The organism is Domibacillus sp. PGB-M46 (assembly GCF_022668875.1).
Classification (GTDB): Bacteria; Bacillota; Bacilli; order Bacillales; family Domibacillaceae; genus Domibacillus.
In genome coordinates this window covers 17,671-37,895 of the sequence record NZ_JAKGCR010000024.1, presented here as the reverse complement: position 1 = coordinate 37,895, position 20,225 = coordinate 17,671, and the positions used below count along the sequence as shown (strand labels likewise).

The following is a 20,225-nucleotide window of genomic DNA, read 5'->3' as shown; positions in this document are numbered from 1 at the left end:
ACTTTTTTAGAATCATCAATAAAGTTGCTATATTACAACCTTTGTAGTCTAGAGAAGGATGGTGCAGAACTTGATCCAAGCAGGACGGTTTGGAAAATAAGAGAGCTTAAAAACATTTATTCCTGGAAGATGGCCTGCAAAAAGAGCTTCATTCGAATCTTATTACTTTGTAAACACAATCTGTCATAGCGGATCATGCTGAACAACTTGTATAATGAGCAGGGAGGGTACGTCCATGGAAACATGGCTCCCTGCTTAATCAGCATGTCAAAGGGGTAGGAACAATGACATTTATTGAAGACCGGCGGGCTCTTGTGAAAATGGCACACATGTATTATGAAGAAGGAGCCACACAATCAGAAATTGCAAAAGAAATGGGCGTAAGCCGCTCATTGATTTCAAAATATTTAGCAAAGGCAAAAGAGCAGGGCATTGTGGAAATCATTATTCACGATGATATTATCCATCCATTTCGCCAACTGGAAATGCAGGTGGAACGTTCTTATGGCATTCGGGAAGTAATCTGTATCCCAAGTTTTGGCGGGGAATCGTCTAAAAGTCGGCTCGGTGCGGCAGCGGCCAAGTATTTGCTGCGCATTATGCAGGATGGTCAGGTAATTGGTGTTTCGTCTGGAACTACACTGTTTGAAGTAGCAAAAGCAATGATTTCCAATCAATCATATCCTTCTGTTCGGTTTGTCCCGCTTGTGGGCGGAATGGGGAATGAACGTGTAGACATTCATGCGAATCATATTGTAGCAATGATGGCTGGACAGCTGCATGCTGAATATAAACTGCTTCATACACCGGTTATGGTGGATTCTAAAGAAGCCAAAAAGGTATTTATGAGCCAGTCTTCTATTAAAAGTGTATTTGATCTTGCTGCTCAATCTGATGTGGCGGTTGTTGGTATTGGCGGAACGCCTGAACATTCCACGATGGTACAGTCTTATCTTGGACAGGAGCATCAAAATCATTTTGCCGATCAAGATATTGTAGGAGATATATGCTATAACTTTATCAGCAAAAATGGAACAACTTCTCGAAGTACTTGGAATGAACGAATTATTGCTTTTGAGGCTGAGAAGCTAAGAGACATTCCTCTTGTTATTGGAGTAGCGAGCGGCAAAGAAAAAGTACAATCCATACAAGCAGCTTTAAAAGGAAAACTGATCAATGTGCTGATTACGGATGAAGAAACAGCGAAAGACCTTGTTGCGGAACAAAATAAAAATTAGCCCTTTTTATTGCCCGTTTTAATGAAGCTTGACTCCTTCAAATTCGAATGAGGATATAATGTCGTCGCTTTAAAAAGAGTAGAAAGTGCAAGGGGAAAAGAGGCAGACTTCCTGGTTAAGTTCGCAGAAGATTTTATTGGAATGGTTCAAAAAGGCGGGGAAACCTTTATGGATATGTTCGCCGGTATCATTCCACACCCATTTGTTTGATTCTTGCTGTAAACACTTTAATTAAGTTTATCGAAGAAGAGCGGATTGCCCGCTTTGCCTAAAAACAACGAAAAATATTATTTTGCGGTAAACAATAAAAAAGTAAAAAAGCTGGCCTGAGGATTCTGGCCAGCTTTTTCCATTTCAATCAAAGAAAGCGTGGGGAATTTTTATGTGACGGCTAGCCCTTTACGCGATTGCTCTGCCTGCCCGGCCGGCTGTTTGGAAAGCTTGGCACATTCTTTAAAGGCACGCTGTTTGCAGCCGAGGCACGTTCCGGTATTTAAACGGGCTAATGCATAATTTAACGCTTTTCCAGTACGGTCAAAGAAATATTCTTCACCGAGATGCTGATAAAAACCGGTGCTTGAAAGCAATTCTTTCGGCTGTCGTTTCAATCCTGACAGCAGCAATTGTCCGCCTTGTTCTTTCAACTGATTGGCAATGGAGACAAGAAGCGCTTCACCCGAGGTGTCAATAAAAGAAACGTTGCTCATACGCAGCAGCAACACTTTTGGTTTTGACTTTAAAATGTGGTCAACCGCTTTTTCAAACTTTTCAGTTGATCCAAAAAACAACGGTCCTTCAATGGTATACATGCCGATTTGAGGACAGTTTTTACCTTGTGCAACCATTTCTGGCTTTACCAATTTGTCTTCTGGATCGGGAAGTACTTTAGAAATCTTTAAGCCGCGGCTCATTTTAACCACAAACATAAGCAGAGCCAATAGCAAGCCGGCTCCTACTCCAGTCGTTAAATCGGTGAAAACTGTTAACAAAAATGTAACGATCAGGACAGCTGAATCTGCACTTTTTGTTTGTACAATGTGACGGAATTCTTTTCGTTCACTCATATTCCAGGCCACGAACATTAAAATCGGCGCCATACTTGCCATTGGAATATGAGAAGCGTAAGGAGCTAACAAAAGCACGACGAGCAGCACGACAAGGCCATGCACAATGCCTGATAAAGGAGAAGCCGCCCCGTTTTTAATGTTGGTAGCCGTTCTGGCAATGGCACCTGTAGCGGGGATGCCTCCAAACAAAGGAGTCACCATATTGGCAATTCCTTGTCCAACGAGTTCCTTATTACTGTGGTGTTTTTCTTTACTCATATTATCAGCCACAACGGCTGATAAAAGAGATTCGATTCCTCCTAAAGCAGCGATTACAAGCGCAGCAGGCAAGAGCATAATCACCGTTTCCCATGTGATGGCTGGAAATTCAAAAGCTGGCAGTCCGCCTGGAATTGCTCCGAATGCCGTGCCGATGGTCTCTACCTGACCGCGAAAAAAGAAGAAGGCGACAGCACTTGAAACTAGCAAACCAGCCAGAGGCCCGGGTATTTTAGGAACATATTTTGTCATTAAAATAATCGTTCCGAGGCATATGAAGGAAATCAGCACGCTGATCGGATTAACTGATCCAATGTGCAGTATAATCTCTATCATGTTTAAGTGAAATTCTTCATGTTTCTTAATATCCCGTAAACCAAGAAAGTTAGCGATTTGCCCGGAAAAAATAATGACGGCAATGCCGGCCGTAAATCCGATTGTAACAGGGCGCGGGATGAACTTAATAAACCGTCCTGCTTTCAAAAGACCGGCAAGAAGAAGCAGGATTCCGGCCATGAATCCGGCAATCAGAAGATTTTCATATCCATACTGGGAAACAACCGCAAAGAGAATAGGAACAAAAGCTCCTGTAGGACCCGCGATCTGAAATTTTGAGCCGCCTAAAAGCGAAACCAAAATGCCGGCAATAATGGTCGTGTACAATCCATACTCAGGTCTTACACCAGAAGCAATCGCAAAAGCCATCCCTAATGGAATTGCGACAACCCCTACGACTAACCCAGCAAGCAGATCTCTTTGAAACCCGTTGATGCTGTATCCTTCAAATCTTTTTAAAGCGATCATGTGTTCATTCCTTTCTATGATTTTAGTCATTAAATATAACTACTATCTATTATAGTTATTAATTGTAAATAAAATGTTACTGTACCATTACTATCCATAGGAGGAAGGTTCTTGTTTTTGTAATAATCAGAAAAGATAATTAAAGACCAAAATTGGGGAAAGAGGAGTGTTTTAGTTTATAAAAAATTAAATTTAATGTATAAAATTTAACATTTTATTAAAATAAAAGGAGTAATTACTCTGAAATGATAAAAATTACCTTATTGTAAAAAAGCCCTATTTTATAAAGTTGTAAAAATAAATAAAAGAAATTAAAGGTTAAGAAGGGGAAAGAGGACTACCACCAAAACTGGGTAAGTGTGCAGCAATTCAATAAAAGACAGTTACTCTATTTATCTCTTATTAAAGTAGAAAAAGCAGCCGATCGGCCGCTTCAAAATTCTATTATTTGTATAATTATTCTATCCAGGCACTTTCACTATAACCGCATTGCCCAAGTCGTTTCTTGAACAGACAGCTGCCATGCCTACCCATTTGCCGCCACGCTGTTTCAATACATGCGCTAGATCCAAATAATTTGAGAAGTTTCCCTCATGTAAACTTCTCCATTTACCTCAAAAATTTGACGGAGAGATCCACATGGCTTTGTTTCCGCCATCACTTTTGGCTTCTTCAGGAGTAATCTGTCTGATTATCGTTTATGACCATGTTTGATCTTAACCTCCTGTATGCTCCGGGAGCGGTTCCGTATTTTTTCTTAAACACTTTGCAAAAGTAAGAATAAGAACCAAACCCACATTCGATCGCAATATGTTCAAGTGTCATATTCGTGTATATCATCCGGTCAATGGCGGAGGACAAACGGATCTCTTGAGCATATTCAACCATCGTTTTTCCAATACAGCTTTTAAAGAGATGGACAGATCGTGATATGCTGAGTCCTGCATGCTGCGCTACATCTTCTGCTTTGAATGTTGTCAGTGCATGCTCTTCGATATACCGCATCATACGTGTCACTGAATAGGGACGGGAAAAAGCAGGACTCGTTTCAGTGGAGGCCCGTTCGAGGGATAGACAAAGCGCCCGCAGCAAATAGCTGGTGATCGTTTTGTTATCACTGGATAAAGGCCTGCGTTCCTCAATGATAATATTCTGCCACAAGGAAATGAGGGTTTCATTAATCCCAATGTGTGAAATGGTCCGCTTTGCTGATCGGGACCACCATTCATCAAGCCAGGCGTCGTTACAAATGAGGTAATAATCACCGCTGCCAACCTTTTCTTTAATAAAAAGTTCGTAGTGATCTTCTGGATGAACCATTAAAAGATCCCCTTTTTTGATCAAAAGTTTCTCTCCATTGATTTTGGCTTCACACGACCCCTCCGTTTGCAAACGAAACAGATAACTTGCAGATCCAGGTTTGTGCTGGGAATAAAACCCCTGTGTGTGATAAGAGTAACCGCATACATATATGTTCATATCATTCACTCGCTTTTTTTACATAATAGCAAAATTGTACATGTTTTAATTATATCATTTATGTTCATTTTTAATTGTCCGTTATATGCTGTAGTCAGATTAATCATATAACAAGAAAAGGAGAAATGAAATGAAAGCGATTCCGGTAGCAGTTCAAATGTTTACTTTGCGTGATGAAAGCGAGAAAGATTTTGCCGGTACATTGAAAAAGGTAGCAGAACTTGGCTACGATGGTGTTGAACTTGCAGGATATGGAGGGCTGTCCGCTGCTGAAGTCCGTACATTGCTGGATGAACTTGGGCTAAAAGCCGCATCAAGCCATGTACCGCTGGACGAATTAAAAACAAATTTGGCACAAGTGATTGAAGATCAAAAAACATTAGGAAGTAAATTTGTGGTTTGCCCATATTTACTTCCTGAGCAGCGAAGTGAAGAAGATTATAGGGCGCTTATTGCCTTACTGAATGAAGCTGGGGAAACATGCCGACAGGAAGGTATCACGCTTTGCTATCACAATCACGATTTTGAACTGGATCGCTTATCAGATGGCCGGATGGCACTCGAAACCATTTTTAATGATACGGACTCAAAAAATGTAAAAGCGGAATTCGATGTGTATTGGCTGACTAAAGCTGGGGAACAGCCGATCAACTGGCTTCGTCGTTATAACGGAAGAACACCTCTCGTTCATTTAAAAGATATGACAACAGATGAGGAGCAATTTTTTGCAGAGCTCGGCACAGGCGGTGTGGATCTTGATGAGGTTCTGGCAGCAGGTGAAGAATCCAACGTAGAGTGGTGGATAGTAGAACAAGATATGACTCATAAGTCTCCGTTTGAAAGTATTGAAATCAGCATTAACTATTTAAAAACGAAACTGCCGCATCTTACAGGCAACTAAAAAGGGGGATAAAGATGGCAGTAAATGTTGGCGTTATCGGCTGTGGAAATATTAGTGGCATTTATTTGGAAAATAGCCGCCGCTTTCCGCAGTTTAATATTATTGCTTGTGCGGATTTAGACAAGGTAAAAGCCGAAGAAGCATCTCGTAAATATGGTGTTGAATCTGTATACAGTGTAGAGGAAATGATCGCTTCACCGGATATTGATATGATTTTGAACTTAACGGTTCCGCACGCTCACGCAACAGTAACACTCGAAGCTATTGAACAAAAGAAGCATGTGTATTCGGAGAAGCCGCTTGCTGTTTCATTGGAAGATGGAAAGAGGATTATGGAAGCTGCACGTTTAAACGATGTCACAGTCGGTTCCGCACCGGACACTTTTTTAGGCGGCAGCATTCAGCTTGCCGGCCAATTAATGAAAGATGGAGTTATTGGAAAACCAGTTGGCGCAACCGCATTCATGATGTCACGAGGGCCTGAATCATGGCACCCGAATCCCGAATTCTTTTACCATGCAGGCGGCGGGCCGATGTTTGATATGGGTCCGTATTATCTTACGGCACTTGTCAGCCTGATGGGTCCGGTAAACCGCATTACCGGATCCGCTCGAATTACGTTCCCGGAGCGTACCATTACAAGTGACACAAAATACGGAGATAAAATTACCGTTCAGGTTCCAACTCATGTTACCGGCATTCTAGATTTTATAAACGGGGCCACGGCAACCATTACAACAAGCTTTGATGTATCCGCAGCACGCACGCCATTCATTGAAATTTACGGTGAAGAGGGCACGATCAGCCTGCCGGATCCTAATCATTTCAACCAGCCTATTTTAGTGAAAAGACACGATGAAAAAGAATGGAAAGAAATCAAACCAGAAGGAGATGCTCTCGATAACTTGCGTGGAATCGGACTTGCAGATATGGCGGAAGCGATTGAAACAGGCAGACAACCGCGCGCAAATGGAGAGATGGCCCTGCACGTTCTTGAAGCTATGCATGGTATTCATCTGTCATCCGAACAGGGAAGGCATTACATAATGGAGAGCAGTTGCAATTGCCCGCCGTTAATCAAACAGCCAAATGCAGCAGTATAAGACTGGGGAGGAAAAGGGAATGAGTAAATTGAGGGTAGCAGTTATTGGATGTGGAAGTATTGCAAAATATCGTCATCTTCCAGAATATAAAGCAAACAATCAGGTAGAGGTTGCAGCGGTATGCGACATTGTGGCAGAACGTGCAGAAGAAATGGCAGCAACGTATGGCGCAAAAGCCTACACCGATTATAAAAAGGTAATAGCTCTTGATGATATTGATGCTGTCAGTGTATGTCTGCCTAACTATTTGCATGCGCCTGTATCTATTGATGCGCTAAATGCAGGAAAGCATGTTTTGTGCGAAAAGCCGATGGCTACTTCAAAAGAAGAAGCAGAAGCCATGATTGAAGCGTCGAAAATAAATAATAAAAAGCTAATGATTGCGCACAACCAGCGTTTCGTCTCTTCTCATCAGACGGCAAAAGAGATCATCGACAGCGGCAAGCTTGGGAAAATTTACAGTTTTAAAACAACATTTGGCCATCCAGGGCCTGAAGCATGGAGTATAGATGGAGCGGAAAGCTGGTTTTTTAATAAAGAGCAGGCGTTTATCGGCGCAATGGGCGACCTCGGCGTCCATAAATCAGATTTGATGCGTTACTTGCTTGGTGAGTTTACAGAAGTGGGTGCGTTTATTGAGACAAACGCAAAACAAAATACGGAAGTGGATGACAATGCGGTTTGTATTCTAAGAACAGAGAGCGGCATTATCGGCACGCTTGCTGCAAGCTGGGCCTACGTTTCGGGCGGCGACAATTCCACGATTATTTATGGAGAAAAGGGTGTGCTCCGTCTAGAAGCAGATCCGGAATATTCCCTCATTGAAGAATACCGCAACGGTAACGTAGTGAATCATAAATTGGATAAAATCCAAACCAATGAAGAAGGCGGGCAGACAAACTCGCATGTAATTGATCATTTTATTGAAAGCATTCAGGAAAACAAGGAACCGCTTATCAACGGTGAAGAAGGCCTGAAATCTCTGCAAATTATCTTAGCGGCACTTGAATCACAGGAAACAAAGCAAATTGTTTCACTAAGACAGGAAGTGCCACTCGGATAAAGTAAGGTATTTGTAGGACGGCAGAAAAATATTGTAAAAAACAATCACTAAAAAACAGTTTAGCTTTCCATGAGTTTGAGCTGCTTCCCTTTTCAGGAGCGGCTTTTTTATATTTCTTTTATAAAAAGAAAAAGGTCTTGGGGAAAATTCTTCATTGTACTAAAGGTACTAATAGATTACTATAATCAAGCAGTGGATACTAAAAGCTATGTGTACAGCAGGTTTGAAGTGTTTAAATTGTAAAGCTTTCCCATTCTCTTTTACAGGGTTCAATTCACAGTTGATTTAAACCAAAGGGCAAAGTAAAATACAAAAACCGGCGAAAAAGTGAACGCAGGTTTGCATAAACATTAGTGTAAGGAAACAAAGGGAAAATGTGACGGACCGTGCGGAGGCATTCAGGCTAAAAGCCGAAGCGGCTTCTAATAAGTTGTAGTTAAAATAAAAAACAGAAGAGGGGAAGATATGGACTGGGAAATAGAATTATGGATGATTGGGAAAATCGGATTTGCGGCCTTTTTGGGTTTCTTGCTTGGTGTTGAAAGGGAATTTAAACGCAAGCCTGTCGGCATGAAAACCTCTATTGTAATCGCTGCGGCAGCCTGCCTGCTTACCATCGTGTCGATTGAATCAAGCTTTCGCTATGCAGAAGCAGCGATCCGGCCGATGGACCCGCTACGCCTTGCAGCCCAGATTATTTCGGGTATCGGTTTTATCGGAGCGGGGGTTATTCTCCGCCGGAGCAATGAAATGATTTCAGGTTTGACCACAGCTGCCATTGTTTGGGCATCGGCAGCAACAGGGATCGCGGTCGGAGCAGAGTTTTATCTGGAAGCCGTTGTAATGGTCATCCTCGTGATTTTTGCGGTTGAGATTATACCTTTTTTAATGAAGTTGTTTGGCCCAAAAACACTTTTGATGAAACCCATCTACGTGAAAATTAAGGTAGAAGACAGCGTGAATTTAACTCTTTTGCTGAAAAGTATTAAACAAACTGGCGTGAACGTAAAAAATTTGCGGCTTAAAGATCTAGAAGATGATTGCAAGAACATGTATCTGGAAGCCGAAGTAGAAAAGCAGCGGTATACAACGGACGTTTATGAGAGCATTCGGAGGATTGAAGGCGTAATATCTGCTGAAGTACAAGGAACATAACGTTCTCGTACTTCAGTTTTTTTCTGAAAAAATCGCAGTTTACATACATGTCCAAGTTTTCGGACATCATATACGTGGGTGTCCATACATCCGCTAACTACGATGTGGAGGGAGATTCCATTGAACATTCGTGAAGGCTTGATTCCAACTGTATTGGGTTCAGCTGTTACGGTCACTGGATATGCCCTAAGACAAAGAGATGGGACGAATAAAGCCATTGCAAACACCGTTTTTGGTTTTGGACTAGCTCACATAGTATTAGGCGCAATTGACCTCGTGGAGCATCGTCGTTAGTTAAAAGGCAGGCACAAATTTGTGCCTGCCTTTTTAATTTTAAAGAAAAAGGAATCTGACATAAGAGCGGCTTAGCTGGTTCAGTTTGAGGAGCAGAAAGAAATATGAAAAATCTTTCAGCACAATCAGTTGACAGACAGAAAAGAAACAGGTATATTTATCTTGAATTCAAGATAATTTATTTTAAAGTGGAAACTACTTAGAAAGAAAAAGCAGAATTTATAAAAAAGCTCTTATCCTTACTTAGTCTTAAAACAGAAGATTTATCATCCTTTATACATCAATATCTCGAATTCGAGATATTTGTTCTAGGGGGATGCGAAAATGACTGAATTCACTCAGCTAGTAGAAGAACGGCGCTCGGCGAGCAATTTCCTGGCCGATATGCCTATTACTAAAAACGAATTAAATGACATTTTATCGCTCGTCAAATTGGGACCATCGGCTTTTAATCTGCAGCATAAAAAATATATAACCTGTAAGTAATAGATCCAGAACTGAAAGAAAAGATAAGAACGGCTGCCTTCGGGCAATATAAAGTGTCAAGCGTTTCAGCCGTGAATATTGTGCCAGGAGACAAAGGCGCATTTGAGAAGACCTCACAAATTTACAAGGGTTTAAAAATGCTCGGAATTGTGAACAAGCAAGAATATGAGCAAATGGTGGAAGATACCGTTTCCTTTTATGAATCAGGAGGACGGGAATTTCAGCGGGACGAAGCACTCCGGAATGCTTCTTTATCCGCCGTGCTGTTTATGCTGGCGGCTAAAGAAAAAGGCTGAGATACATGTGCCCCGTGATTGGATTCGATCCTAGAGCGGTAAGAGAGCTGTTAAATATATATAATGAAGATGAACCCATTTTAATGATTAGGATTGGAAAAGAAAAAGCAGAAAGCAGAAAGCTGCGCGGGTACCGAAAACCTCTCAGTGAATTTGTGACGTACTACTAAGTCGTTCAATCAAGAATCCGGTGCATAACGAAGCCGAACCAATCAAATCAAAAAGGAGTAAGTACAGTGAGCAAACAAACAGCAGGCATTCACCATATTACAGCGATTGTCGGCCATCCACAGGAAAACGTTGATTTTTACGCAGGTGTGCTGGGGCTGCGCCTCGTAAAACAAACAGTGAACTTTGATGACCCCGGAACGTATCACCTTTATTTTGGCAATGAAGGGGGAAAACCGGGAACCATTATTACATTTTTTCCTTGGGCAGGCGCCCGCCAGGGGACGATAGGAGATGGCCAGGTAGGGGTCACTTCTTATGTGGTTCCAAAAGGAGCGATCGCATTTTGGGAAGAACGACTGGCGAAATTCAATGTACCGGTTACCAAAATGGAACGGTTTGGAGAGCAATACCTCGAATTCGACGATCCGCATGGACTTCATTTGGAGATTGTGGAGCGGGAGAAAGGTGAAAAGAATACATGGTCTTTTGGAGAAATTACACCAGACACAGCCATTAAAGGGTTTGGCGGTGCTACTTTACTATCAGCCCAGCCGGATAAAACGGCCCACTTACTCGAACAGGTGATGGGACTAAAAAAAGTAAGTGAAGAAGGAGACTTTTTGCGTTTCGAGTCTTCAGCCGACATTGGAAATATTATTGATCTAAAGCGAACGCCGATTGGGCGGGGAACAATGGGTGTGGGCACTGTACACCATATTGCCTGGCGCGCCGAAGACGATCAGGATCAACTGGAGTGGCAAAAGTATGTGGCTGAAAACGGATATGGTGTAACGGCGGTACGGGACAGAAATTACTTTAATGCCATTTACTTCAGGGAGCATGGTGAAATCCTGTTTGAAATTGCAACTGATCCTCCAGGGTTTGCGCATGATGAGACATTTGAAACCATGGGAGAAAAGCTGATGCTGCCGGAGCAGTACGAACCCCGCCGGCAACAAATTGAACGGGTGCTGATTCCTTTCCAGGTAAGAGAACTCGATTAAATTCTGATTGGAGTGAGTGCTTTGCTTTCCATTGACCCATCTGCAAACACAGAACGGGAAAATTATAAGTTTCTAATAGGGAGCATTATCCCGAGACCGATTGCTTTTGTAACGTCGATGTCAAAAGAAGGAACACTGAACGGCGCCCCATTTAGTTATTTTAATATTGTTTCGTCTAACCCTCCGATGATTTCTTTAGCAATTCAACGAAATCAGGGAGAACGAAAAGACACTGCCCGAAATATTATCGAGTCAGAAGAGTTTGTCGTTCACATTGTAGATGAACAAAACGTAGAAAAAGTGAACGAAACGGCTGCTAATCTTTCTCCCGAGGAAAGTGAAATAGAACGGGCGCAACTGACGCCGGTAGAAAGTACGAAAATTTCCGTTCCAGGCGTGAAGGAAGCAAAAATTCGAATGGAATGCCTGCTGGAGCAGTCACTGGAACTAGGAGGCGGAGATACTCCTGGGTGTGACCTGATCATCGGAAAAGTCGTGCAGTTTCATATTGCAGAAGATATTTATAAAAACGGCAAAATCAATCCGGATGGATTAGGAGCTGTAAGCAGGCTGGCGGGAAATGATTATGCAAAAATCGGCGAAATCTTTACCATTGACCGTCCAAGCTGACAAAAGTTGAATCCGGGAGAGAAACGGGGTGTACAACATGCAAAAAACAGCGGGCATTCATCATATTACCGCGATGGTGAACGATGCACAAAGAACGATTGATTTTTACGCAGGGGTGCTGGGGCTGCGGCTCGTAAAGAAAACAATCAACTTTGACCGTCCAGAAGTGTATCACCTATATTTTGGAAACGGATCAGGAGACCCGGGAACAGTCATTACCTTCTTTCCGTGGGCTAAACAGCCGAAAGGCCGTATCGGTACGGGACAAGTGGGCAGTATCAGTTTTGTCATCCCAGCCGGTTCAACGGAATTCTGGAAGAGCCGGTTACAGAAGTTTGGTGTAAGATTTTTTTCATCGGTCCGTTTTGGCGAAAAACATATTGCTTTTCAAGATCTAGATGGCCTTGAACTGGAACTGGTCGAAAGGGAAGAAGTATCATCACATAACGGATCCTTTGGTGGTATTCCATCGGATAAGGCGGTTCAAGGATTTAGCGGGGCGATGTTAATTTCTGTGCAGCCCCATAAAACGGCGGAAGTGCTTGAAAACATACTGGGCTTCGAATGCCTGGGACAGGAAGAAGGCTTTCTAAGGTTTAAATCAGAAGCACCGGTTGGAAACACGGTTGATATTAAGCTCACTCCTTCTGTCCGCGGGCTGATGGGAGCAGGAACGGTTCACCACATTGCCTGGAGAGCAAGAGATGAAGAAGAGCTTCTCAAATGGAGGGCGGTTCTTCAGGAAAAGAACTTCTATCCGACCGAAATCCGTGACCGGCACTACTTTAAAGCTCTTTATTTTCATGAAGGGGGCGGTATTTTGTTTGAAATCGCCACTGACCCGCCAGGCTTTGAGGTGGATGAACCGATCGAGAAGCTCGGGCAGAAGCTGATGCTGCCGTCCTGGCTGGAATCAAAACGACAAGAATTACAAAAAAACTTGCCTCCTGTAGAGGTTCGTATTTTGGAAGGAGACCAGAAATGAAACACCTTTTTCAAAAAGGCAAAGACCCCTCAAAGCCTACACTATTACTGCTTCACGGAACAGGCGGCAACGAATTAGACTTGCTGCCTCTTGCCGGGAAAGTAGATGATGAGGCTTCCATTTTAAGTGTAAGAGGAAATGTACTGGAAAACGGTATGCCGCGTTTTTTCCGGAGACTGGCGGAAGGGGTATTCGATGAAGAAGACCTTATTTTCCGCACAACAGAACTAAATGTATTTTTGGATGAAGCGGCTGAAACGTATGAATTCGACCGAAATAATATGATTGCGATTGGCTATTCAAACGGAGCCAATATTGCAGCAAGCTTACTGTTCCATTATCAGCATGCACTAAAGGCGGCGATTCTTCATCACCCTATGGTGCCTAGAAGAGGCATAGAGCTTCCTGATTTGACTGGAACGTCCGTTTTTATCGCAGCCGGTACGAATGATCCAATTTGTGCCCCGATGGAATCAAAGCAACTTCAGTCTTTACTGGAACAAGCAAACGCATCGGTAGACGTTCACTGGGAAAATCACGGCCACCAGTTAACGCTGACCGAGGTAGAAGCAGCTGCTGACTGGTACCGCAATTTATCATTTTAAATAGATCGGTTATCGTTTCGAAATAAAGGGAAGAAGTGATGATAATGGAACAGACCTATAATGAGCTAAAAGCCGTTACGGTAATTTTGCGGGCTTCCCAGGCGATTCAAGACGTCGTTCGAAAAGATGTAGCGCTCTATGGGTTAAACCCAACAGAGTTTGCGGTTTTGGAATTGCTGTACCATAAAGGCGATCAGCCGATTCAAGTGATTGGCAAAAAAATATTAATTTCAAGCGGCAGTATCACATATGTGCTCGATAAACTTCAGCAAAAAGGGTATGCTGTTCGAAAAGGCTGTCCGAAAGACCGCCGTGTCACGTATGCAGCCATTACACAAAAGGGCAGGGAGCTAATGGAGGAAATATTCCCTAAACATGAACTTACGATGGGAAAGGTATTTGAAGGCTTGAAGCCCGATGAACTCCATACTGCTATCCAACTGATTAAACGAATTGGCTACCGGGCACGATCGCTTGAATGAAATAAAAAAGAAAAGATCTTTTTAACGTTTATATCTCGAATTGAAGATAATTGAACCTAATTGGCTAGGAGGAAAAAGAAATGAATCATTTAAAAGGCATTCACCATGTGACAGCTATTACAAGCAGTGCAGAAAAAAATTATGAGTTTTTCACATACGTACTAGGTATGCGGTTAGTCAAAAAAACGGTAAACCAGGATGATATTCAAACGTATCATTTGTTCTTTGCTGATGATAAAGGAAGCCCCGGAACGGACATGACGTTCTTTGATTTCCCTGGTATTCCAAAAGGTGTGCATGGCACAAATGAAATCTCAAAAACGTCTTTCCGGGTGCCGACCGATGCGGCACTTGATTATTGGGTAAAACGATTTGACCGCTTAAACGTGAAACATACAGGCATTAAAGAACAGTTTGGCAAACAGACACTTTCGTTTGTTGATTTCGATGACCAGCACTATCAGCTTGTTTCAGATGAGCATAATAAAGGAGTGGCTTCTGGCACGCCTTGGCAGAAAGGGCCAATCCCTTTGGAATTTGCGATTACAGGTTTAGGCCCTCTGTTTGTCCGCATTGCTGACTTTAAGTATTTCAAACAAATGATGGAGCAGGTGCTATTATTTAAAGAAATAGCAACGGAAGGTTCCCTGCATTTATTTGAGGTAGGCGAAGGAGGAAACGGGGCTCAGGTTATTGTAGAACATAATACGGTGCTGCCGCAGGCGCGCCAGGGGTACGGCACTGTTCACCATGCAGCCTTCCGTGTAGAAGACCGGGCCGTGCTGGATGAATGGACGGACCGCCTTGAAAGCTTTGGCTTCCAGACATCTGGTTACGTAGACCGTTACTTCTTCGAATCTCTTTATTCCCGTGTTGCACCGCAGATTCTATTTGAATTTGCGACGGATGGACCTGGATTTATGGGCGATGAGCCTTACGAAACAGTAGGCGAAAAGCTTTCATTGCCGCCGTTCTTAGAGGCGAAACGTGAACAGATTGAAAAGCTTGTACGGCCGATTGATACGGTAAGAAGCACCATTGAATTTCAAAAAGAATACGAATAAATCAATATAAAACCAGCAGCCCAGTCAGTCATACACTTGATTGGGCTGTTGATTTCAAAGCGTTCGTTTATCACTTTTTCTGAAGTGTCAAGTCTTTTAAATGCTCCACTGCTTTAATTAAAAAATCTGGTTCGCCAAAACTGCCTGATTTTAATACAATCAGCATATCCCGTCCAAAAGCAAGACCAGAAGGAACACCGGTTGCAATTTCGTCCAAAATAAAGTTGCCTTTAATGCCCAGCTTTCGGCTTATGGTGCCAGACGTATCGCCGCCGGCAATGACGAGCCGCTTTAAATCCAGTGCATCTACAGCCTGTACCGTGATATCTGCCAGGAGAGCGGAAACCATTTTGCTGATAGTTAGAGAATCAATATGTGCTTCCAGTCCAAGATCTTTCGTTTGTTGAACGATTTCCGGGCTGTTATTTGCCATTAAAAGTACATCTTGTCCGCTTTTAAGCTTTTCAATTGTTTTCTTCAGTGCTTTTTCTAATTCTGCCTGACGCTCTTCAGCTAAGAAAACAGCTCGGGAATCAATCACGACAGAAGGGCATCCATTCTGCATAAGCAGTGAGGTTTGCTCGCGTGTTTGCGGAGTTAAGCTGCCGGACACAACTAAAACTCCGTTATCATCTTTCATATCCATCGTTTGAAGCGGGCTTTCTAAGTCTTCAGCTGGGAGAAATTTTGGAAGTTCTTCGCCAAGAGCCGAGCTTCCGCATAACACTTTAATGTCTTTTACGGCTTCCGCTACAATTGTTAAATCCGCTTGTGTTTCTGCGTCAATAATACAATAGTTGAACGCTTCTTTTTGCTTATCAATTTCATTTTTTAAAACCTGTGCGCCTTGCCGGACTGTATCTAAATGAATCGCGGTTACTTTTCTGTCGGTTTGTTCCTGAAGAATAGAGACCAGGCTTGATTGATTCATTGGATGAACCGGATCATGAGCAAATTCAGAGTCTTCTAACCGTTTTCCATGGACAGTGTGAATGCCATTTACGGTTCTGCGTCCGTTCTTGGGAAAGGAAAGGACAATAACTGCAAATTCTTCATTTAAAGCATCAAGCATAGCGTCAAACTCTTTGCCGATATTACCACGGAATACAGAGCATGTTTTATTGAAAAATTGTGTGCAGGGCAAGTCTTTCAGAGCTTTAGTGGCCGCATATACCTTTTGATAACTGAGATCTGGAGCATCTAAGCGGCTGTCGGTATCTATAATCACTACATTGGCATCCTGCTGTAAATCCATTTCGTTGCTAAACGCTACGACTTTGACTGTCCAATCATTTTTACTGAACATAATCCCAATGTCATTTGCGCCGGTTGTATCATCAGCTACAACACCAATCATATTCCTCATATAACCCCTTCTCTCTAACCTGTTGTTTTACTGGATAACATTAAATCTTAAATGGCTTTCAGGCATCGTCTCTAACCTTAATATAAATTTCCCCTATCCTTTCGAAAGAGTAGGATTTACTTTCTTTCTTGGCTTGTAGTGAGAATCTTCTAAGAAGCTGGTCACTACTTGATCCGGAATCAAGGTTAGTTTCACTCCCGCTTCTTTTGCCTTTAACATCATGCGGCATGCCATCTCCAGTGTTTCTAACCGCATCAGTGCGTCTCCAATCGTATCATCAAAAACAACAACTCCATGGTTTCGCATCATGATGATATTAGCGGACAATGCCTGTTCTGCAATGGCTTGGCCCAGCTCGGCTGTACCAGGATGAAAATAATCGGCATACGCAATATGCTCTAAGTAATACATGGTTTCAATAAATAGCTCTGAATGAATTTTCTCATTGCTGCAGGCAAAAAGGGTTGTATAAAAAGGGGAAGAGTGCAGAATGGCGTTGGCATCCGGCCGGTTTGCATAAATACCGGAGTGCATAGGCGTTTCCTTTGAAGCTTTTCGCGCTCCTAATTTTTCACCTGTTTGAATATTCCATTGAACAAAATCATCTTCAGTCAACTCAGCCATTTTAGTGCCTGAAGCTGTGATCAACATGTGCTCATTGTTCAAGCGCCTGCTAAGATTACCGGAAGTTCCCCAGGCCAGCTGATGATGGACCAAATACTTACCTGCTTGAATCAGTTCCTGTTTTACATTCATATATATTCTCCTCTTTGATTAAAGAGATTTTTAAATACCAGGATTTACTTTGATATTTGGATACATTTTGTAAAAGCCCATTTCCCGCCCAACTGATATACACCTTCCTGCCAGTTCTTCTCCTAACTGTTATTTATGTAAAGAAGAAGGAAACTTACTTGCTCGTTTGTATATACTGTGGCAATCGATTTCCTAAAGAGGAAGTGGATTCCTCATATAGTTAGCTGCTTTTATATTTTTTTTAAAACTACAAAAAATGTCCACGTCGAAAATCTCGGATTTTACAAAAGAGAGCTTTCTAATGTAAAGTCCGAGAGAGATAATGATTAACTTAAAACAGCCTGATTAATCCGCTCTGATATTGCTTCTGCAAAGCCGGATGTTGACGCGCTGCCGCCAAGGTCTTTTGTTTTCACGCCGTCTTCAAGCGACTGATACAAGCCACGTTCCACAAGCTGGGCCATTTCCTTCAGCTTTGGATCGTTGTGGCGTTCCGCCAGCCAGTCCATCAGCATTACAGTAGACAGCATAATACCTGTTGGGTTGCCGATATTTTTCCCGGCAATGTCCGGTGCAGACCCGTGTGCTGCCTGCGCCATTGCCAGGTTATCATTTGAATTGATGGATGGAGCCAGACCAAGGCTGCCTACAAGTTCACCGGCAAGGTCAGAAAGAATATCCCCATACATATTTTCCGTTACAATCACATCAAAATCTCTAGCACGGCGTACCAAATGAGCTGCCATGGCATCAATATGGTAATCGTCTACGGCTACTTCAGGGTACTGCTCGGCTACTTCCCGGCAAACTTTTAAAAACAAGCCAGTACTCAAACGAAGTACATTCGCTTTATGAACAATCGTTACTTTCTTGCGGCGCTGCATGGCCATTTTAAACGCTGCATGGGCAATACGTTCCGCTGCTTTTCGGGTAAAGACGCCGGATGTTACGACCACATCTTCCGTGATCTGCCATTCGCCATGCCCGCTGTACATGTTGCGGTCCGCGTAAAACCCTTCTGTATTTTCCCGGTAGATCACAAGATCTGCTTCGCCGACAACGCTTTTGATGCCGGGCATCGTCTTAGCCGGGCGGACGTTGGCATACAAATCAAGGGAGTGGCGCAGGGCACCGCTTGGGTTCAGCTTCACTTTATGTTCCGGCGGGTAAGCGGCAGAGTCATGCGGACCAAGAATCCAGCCGTGTGTATTTTTCAATGCTTCTTTTGTTTCATCTGGCAGAGGCTCATTGTATTTTTTAATGCCTTCCCAGCCCATCGGCAGATCAATCCAGTCAATGTCCACGTCCGTTTTGCGGGCCGCTGTTTTAAAAACTTCCACTGTAGCGCTTACAATCTCTGGTCCGATGCCATCTCCGGCCAGTACTCCAAGACGATAAACAGTCATAGTGATAACTTCCTTTCTAATATAAAAATGGAACCTCAGTTCAGTGAAGCCGTATAGTATTTCCTGTTTTTACTGTAACTGTTTTCAAGGAATTAATGAAATACTGTTTTTTAATAGTTAACCATTTAATTTTTCTATTTCTAAAATATATCGAATATGAGGACGGAAACGGCAATCAGTATAATAAAAAAATAGAAGAACAAGAAGAATCAAGACCTTAGCGCCTAACCCCCACTAAATCGGAGATTTTGAAGGGGAATGCGGCGCTGATTTTTGTTCAAAATTAGAATATGTAGTCTATAACATATTCTAGAATTCCTTTATACCAAGGGATGGAGGAGGCTTTTTGAAAAAGCCCCCCAAAAGCTCCCCCATTTACATGTTCATTAGGTTTCTAAAAGCATGTACAGATTCTTTCTCAAGTTCTTTAAAAGAATGGCCATAAATGTTCAAAATCATATGCGGCGTGTTACCCAGACGGTCCGCAATGGTCTTAACAGGAATCCGCTGGCTGATCAAAAGAGTTGCCTGTGTATGACGCAAACCGTATGGCGTAATGCGTTTCACGTTCCAGCCCCGTTTTTTCACAGAGCTTTTTAAAGCAGTGTTGTAATACACAATCTATGCATGGTTCTCCGTTAAGATGGGAGATGAAAATTAAATCCTCACTTTTTAAACGTGAGCCATATCGAAATTTCATTTCCATACACCAGGTCCGGTACGCTGCCAATTGCTGCAAAAGAAAATCACCCACCAGGATAGTCCGATAACTCTGCTTCGTCTTAGGCGTTCTAATTCCATGTTTATCCCGTGTTTTATTGATGCTTATTGTCTTTTTTTCAAAGTCAATATCATTCCACGTTAAACCAAGTGATTCACCGATTCTAAGCCCTGTATAAGCAAGCAAAAGAATCATAGTATAGTGCGTCCGGTTTTTCAGCTGCTTAGCTCCAGCAATAAATACCTTTAATTCATCAGCTGTCAAAAAGTTGTCTTTGGACTTTTTGTCTGTATTCGGAATCGTTATTTTTAAAAACGATTGCGTGGAAGGATTTCATTATCGACCGCTGCGTTCACTGCTACCTTAAAGATCCGATGGAACAATTGGACTGTGCTGGATTCAAATGTTTTTGACAGTTTATTAATAAATACCTGTTTGTACGTAACTTTGTCCAGTTTTTGCAGGCGGTAATGACCGAGAAGGGCAGCATGAATGATAGACAAGTGAGTGTTTTTACGGTTGGCAGCAGCACCGTGTTAAGCAAAAATATTGTCAGCTGCATTACGCCAGCAGAAGGGATTTTGACAGAGGTAAATGTGAAAATTCACCTGAATAACGGTAAGAAAATGAATGAATACGTGGGAAATTACAGTGCGGAAGGGATTACTGCACAAATTAACAATCCTGCTTCTGTAATGTTTGTAGTGGGAGCAGCGTTTTTAATAAAAACCTTATCCGCATGATCAAGCTACTCGAACAAACAACAGCATAAAGAAAAAACCATGTCGCCTAAGGACGCATTTTTTAATAGATTCAGGTAGAGAAGCAATATACAGAACTGAAAGGATTAATGGGTGTACAACAAGCTCCTGCCTAAAAATACAGGGGAAT

Annotated in this window: 20 protein-coding genes and 1 pseudogene; 14 read left to right on the top strand and 7 right to left on the bottom strand. The window is 42.5% G+C overall.

All coding sequences use genetic code 11. The features are described from left to right. The first annotated feature begins 284 nt into the window (after positions 1–284). The gene (locus L2D08_RS19600; RefSeq protein ID WP_242236391.1) at positions 285–1,238 is read left to right on the top strand and encodes a sugar-binding transcriptional regulator; all 954 of its coding nucleotides are present in this window, start codon (positions 285–287) and stop codon (positions 1,236–1,238) included. A gap of 380 nt (positions 1,239–1,618) precedes the next feature. On the opposite strand, the gene L2D08_RS19595 is transcribed toward L2D08_RS19600, so the two are convergent. Both L2D08_RS19595 and L2D08_RS19590 read right to left on the bottom strand, forming a co-directional pair. After that, positions 1,619–3,367 (bottom strand): SulP family inorganic anion transporter, encoded by a 1,749-nt coding sequence (locus tag L2D08_RS19595; protein ID WP_242236389.1) that lies wholly within the window; start codon positions 3,365–3,367, stop codon positions 1,619–1,621. A 672-nt stretch (positions 3,368–4,039) separates the two neighbouring features. Then, a complete protein-coding gene (locus tag L2D08_RS19590) occupies positions 4,040–4,846 on the bottom strand; it encodes an AraC family transcriptional regulator (RefSeq protein ID WP_242236388.1) in 807 nt (268 codons plus the stop codon). A gap of 130 nt (positions 4,847–4,976) precedes the next feature. Between L2D08_RS19590 and L2D08_RS19585 the strand changes: the two genes are divergently transcribed. From L2D08_RS19585 to L2D08_RS19530, 12 genes and pseudogenes are all read left to right on the top strand, one after another. Beyond that, on the top strand, positions 4,977–5,747 hold the full coding sequence (locus tag L2D08_RS19585; protein WP_242236386.1) for a sugar phosphate isomerase/epimerase family protein: 771 nt from the start codon (positions 4,977–4,979) through the stop codon (positions 5,745–5,747). A gap of 14 nt (positions 5,748–5,761) precedes the next feature. Continuing rightward, positions 5,762–6,850: a Gfo/Idh/MocA family protein gene (locus L2D08_RS19580; RefSeq protein ID WP_242236385.1), complete on the top strand. Its 1,089-nt coding sequence runs from the start codon at positions 5,762–5,764 to the stop codon at positions 6,848–6,850. A gap of 19 nt (positions 6,851–6,869) precedes the next feature. Further along, on the top strand, positions 6,870–7,913 hold the full coding sequence (locus tag L2D08_RS19575) for a Gfo/Idh/MocA family protein (RefSeq protein ID WP_242236383.1): 1,044 nt from the start codon (positions 6,870–6,872) through the stop codon (positions 7,911–7,913). Positions 7,914–8,378: 465 nt separating this feature from the next. Then, the gene (locus L2D08_RS19570; RefSeq protein ID WP_242236382.1) at positions 8,379–9,068 is read left to right on the top strand and encodes an MgtC/SapB family protein; all 690 of its coding nucleotides are present in this window, start codon (positions 8,379–8,381) and stop codon (positions 9,066–9,068) included. 120 nt (positions 9,069–9,188) lie between these two features. Further along, a complete protein-coding gene (locus L2D08_RS19565) occupies positions 9,189–9,362 on the top strand; it encodes an asparagine synthase (protein WP_242236381.1) in 174 nt (57 codons plus the stop codon). A 324-nt stretch (positions 9,363–9,686) separates the two neighbouring features. Continuing rightward, positions 9,687–10,314, top strand: a pseudogene (locus tag L2D08_RS19560) (nitroreductase family protein). Between the two features lie 66 nt (positions 10,315–10,380). After that, positions 10,381–11,319 carry a ring-cleaving dioxygenase gene (locus tag L2D08_RS19555; protein ID WP_242236379.1) on the top strand — a complete coding sequence of 313 codons (939 nt, stop codon included), beginning with the start codon at positions 10,381–10,383 and terminating at the stop codon, positions 11,317–11,319. Between the two features lie 21 nt (positions 11,320–11,340). Next, complete coding sequence (locus tag L2D08_RS19550; RefSeq protein ID WP_242236377.1) at positions 11,341–11,949, top strand: flavin reductase family protein; 609 nt, start codon at positions 11,341–11,343, stop codon at positions 11,947–11,949. A gap of 37 nt (positions 11,950–11,986) precedes the next feature. Next, complete coding sequence (locus L2D08_RS19545; RefSeq protein WP_242236441.1) at positions 11,987–12,934, top strand: ring-cleaving dioxygenase; 948 nt, start codon at positions 11,987–11,989, stop codon at positions 12,932–12,934. Then, complete coding sequence (locus tag L2D08_RS19540) at positions 12,931–13,539, top strand: alpha/beta hydrolase (RefSeq protein WP_242236375.1); 609 nt, start codon at positions 12,931–12,933, stop codon at positions 13,537–13,539. The genes L2D08_RS19545 and L2D08_RS19540 overlap by 4 nt, the downstream gene beginning before the upstream one ends. 44 nt (positions 13,540–13,583) lie before the next feature. Continuing rightward, positions 13,584–14,021, top strand: coding sequence for a MarR family winged helix-turn-helix transcriptional regulator (locus tag L2D08_RS19535; protein WP_242236373.1), 438 nt, complete (start codon positions 13,584–13,586; stop codon positions 14,019–14,021). An 80-nt stretch (positions 14,022–14,101) separates the two neighbouring features. Continuing rightward, complete coding sequence (locus tag L2D08_RS19530; protein WP_242236371.1) at positions 14,102–15,085, top strand: ring-cleaving dioxygenase; 984 nt, start codon at positions 14,102–14,104, stop codon at positions 15,083–15,085. A gap of 70 nt (positions 15,086–15,155) precedes the next feature. Here the strand turns inward: L2D08_RS19530 and L2D08_RS19525 are convergent, their stop codons facing one another. The 5 genes from L2D08_RS19525 to L2D08_RS24575 all read right to left on the bottom strand — a co-directional run bounded on the left by L2D08_RS19525 (position 15,156) and on the right by L2D08_RS24575 (position 19,598). Then, on the bottom strand, positions 15,156–16,451 hold the full coding sequence (locus L2D08_RS19525; RefSeq protein ID WP_242236369.1) for a four-carbon acid sugar kinase family protein: 1,296 nt from the start codon (positions 16,449–16,451) through the stop codon (positions 15,156–15,158). 93 nt (positions 16,452–16,544) lie between these two features. Beyond that, positions 16,545–17,207 (bottom strand): class II aldolase/adducin family protein, encoded by a 663-nt coding sequence (locus tag L2D08_RS19520; protein WP_242236368.1) that lies wholly within the window; start codon positions 17,205–17,207, stop codon positions 16,545–16,547. A gap of 326 nt (positions 17,208–17,533) precedes the next feature. Further along, positions 17,534–18,613 carry an isocitrate/isopropylmalate dehydrogenase family protein gene (locus L2D08_RS19515; protein ID WP_242236366.1) on the bottom strand — a complete coding sequence of 360 codons (1,080 nt, stop codon included), beginning with the start codon at positions 18,611–18,613 and terminating at the stop codon, positions 17,534–17,536. Between the two features lie 375 nt (positions 18,614–18,988). Next, positions 18,989–19,180: a site-specific integrase gene (locus L2D08_RS24105; RefSeq protein WP_375337620.1), complete on the bottom strand. Its 192-nt coding sequence runs from the start codon at positions 19,178–19,180 to the stop codon at positions 18,989–18,991. Continuing rightward, positions 19,107–19,598 (bottom strand): site-specific integrase, encoded by a 492-nt coding sequence (locus L2D08_RS24575; RefSeq protein WP_255822047.1) that lies wholly within the window; start codon positions 19,596–19,598, stop codon positions 19,107–19,109. The genes L2D08_RS24105 and L2D08_RS24575 overlap by 74 nt, the downstream gene beginning before the upstream one ends. Before the next feature lie 224 nt (positions 19,599–19,822). Here L2D08_RS24575 and L2D08_RS19505 point away from each other — a divergent pair, with 224 nt between their 5' ends. After that, on the top strand, positions 19,823–20,077 hold the full coding sequence (locus tag L2D08_RS19505) for a hypothetical protein (RefSeq protein ID WP_242236364.1): 255 nt from the start codon (positions 19,823–19,825) through the stop codon (positions 20,075–20,077). Positions 20,078–20,225 lie beyond the last annotated feature (148 nt).

Coding starts and splice junctions, on each gene's coding strand:
- L2D08_RS19600 (WP_242236391.1), top strand. CDS start 285: ATGACATTTATTGAAGACCGGCGGGCTCTTGTGAAAATGGCACACATG.
- L2D08_RS19595 (WP_242236389.1), bottom strand. CDS start 3,367: ATGATCGCTTTAAAAAGATTTGAAGGATACAGCATCAACGGGTTTCAA.
- L2D08_RS19590 (WP_242236388.1), bottom strand. CDS start 4,846: ATGAACATATATGTATGCGGTTACTCTTATCACACACAGGGGTTTTAT.
- L2D08_RS19585 (WP_242236386.1), top strand. CDS start 4,977: ATGAAAGCGATTCCGGTAGCAGTTCAAATGTTTACTTTGCGTGATGAA.
- L2D08_RS19580 (WP_242236385.1), top strand. CDS start 5,762: ATGGCAGTAAATGTTGGCGTTATCGGCTGTGGAAATATTAGTGGCATT.
- L2D08_RS19575 (WP_242236383.1), top strand. CDS start 6,870: ATGAGTAAATTGAGGGTAGCAGTTATTGGATGTGGAAGTATTGCAAAA.
- L2D08_RS19570 (WP_242236382.1), top strand. CDS start 8,379: ATGGACTGGGAAATAGAATTATGGATGATTGGGAAAATCGGATTTGCG.
- L2D08_RS19545 (WP_242236441.1), top strand. CDS start 11,987: ATGCAAAAAACAGCGGGCATTCATCATATTACCGCGATGGTGAACGAT.
- L2D08_RS19540 (WP_242236375.1), top strand. CDS start 12,931: ATGAAACACCTTTTTCAAAAAGGCAAAGACCCCTCAAAGCCTACACTA.
- L2D08_RS19535 (WP_242236373.1), top strand. CDS start 13,584: ATGGAACAGACCTATAATGAGCTAAAAGCCGTTACGGTAATTTTGCGG.
- L2D08_RS19530 (WP_242236371.1), top strand. CDS start 14,102: ATGAATCATTTAAAAGGCATTCACCATGTGACAGCTATTACAAGCAGT.
- L2D08_RS19525 (WP_242236369.1), bottom strand. CDS start 16,451: ATGAGGAATATGATTGGTGTTGTAGCTGATGATACAACCGGCGCAAAT.
- L2D08_RS19520 (WP_242236368.1), bottom strand. CDS start 17,207: ATGAATGTAAAACAGGAACTGATTCAAGCAGGTAAGTATTTGGTCCAT.
- L2D08_RS19515 (WP_242236366.1), bottom strand. CDS start 18,613: ATGACTGTTTATCGTCTTGGAGTACTGGCCGGAGATGGCATCGGACCA.
- L2D08_RS19505 (WP_242236364.1), top strand. CDS start 19,823: ATGAATGATAGACAAGTGAGTGTTTTTACGGTTGGCAGCAGCACCGTG.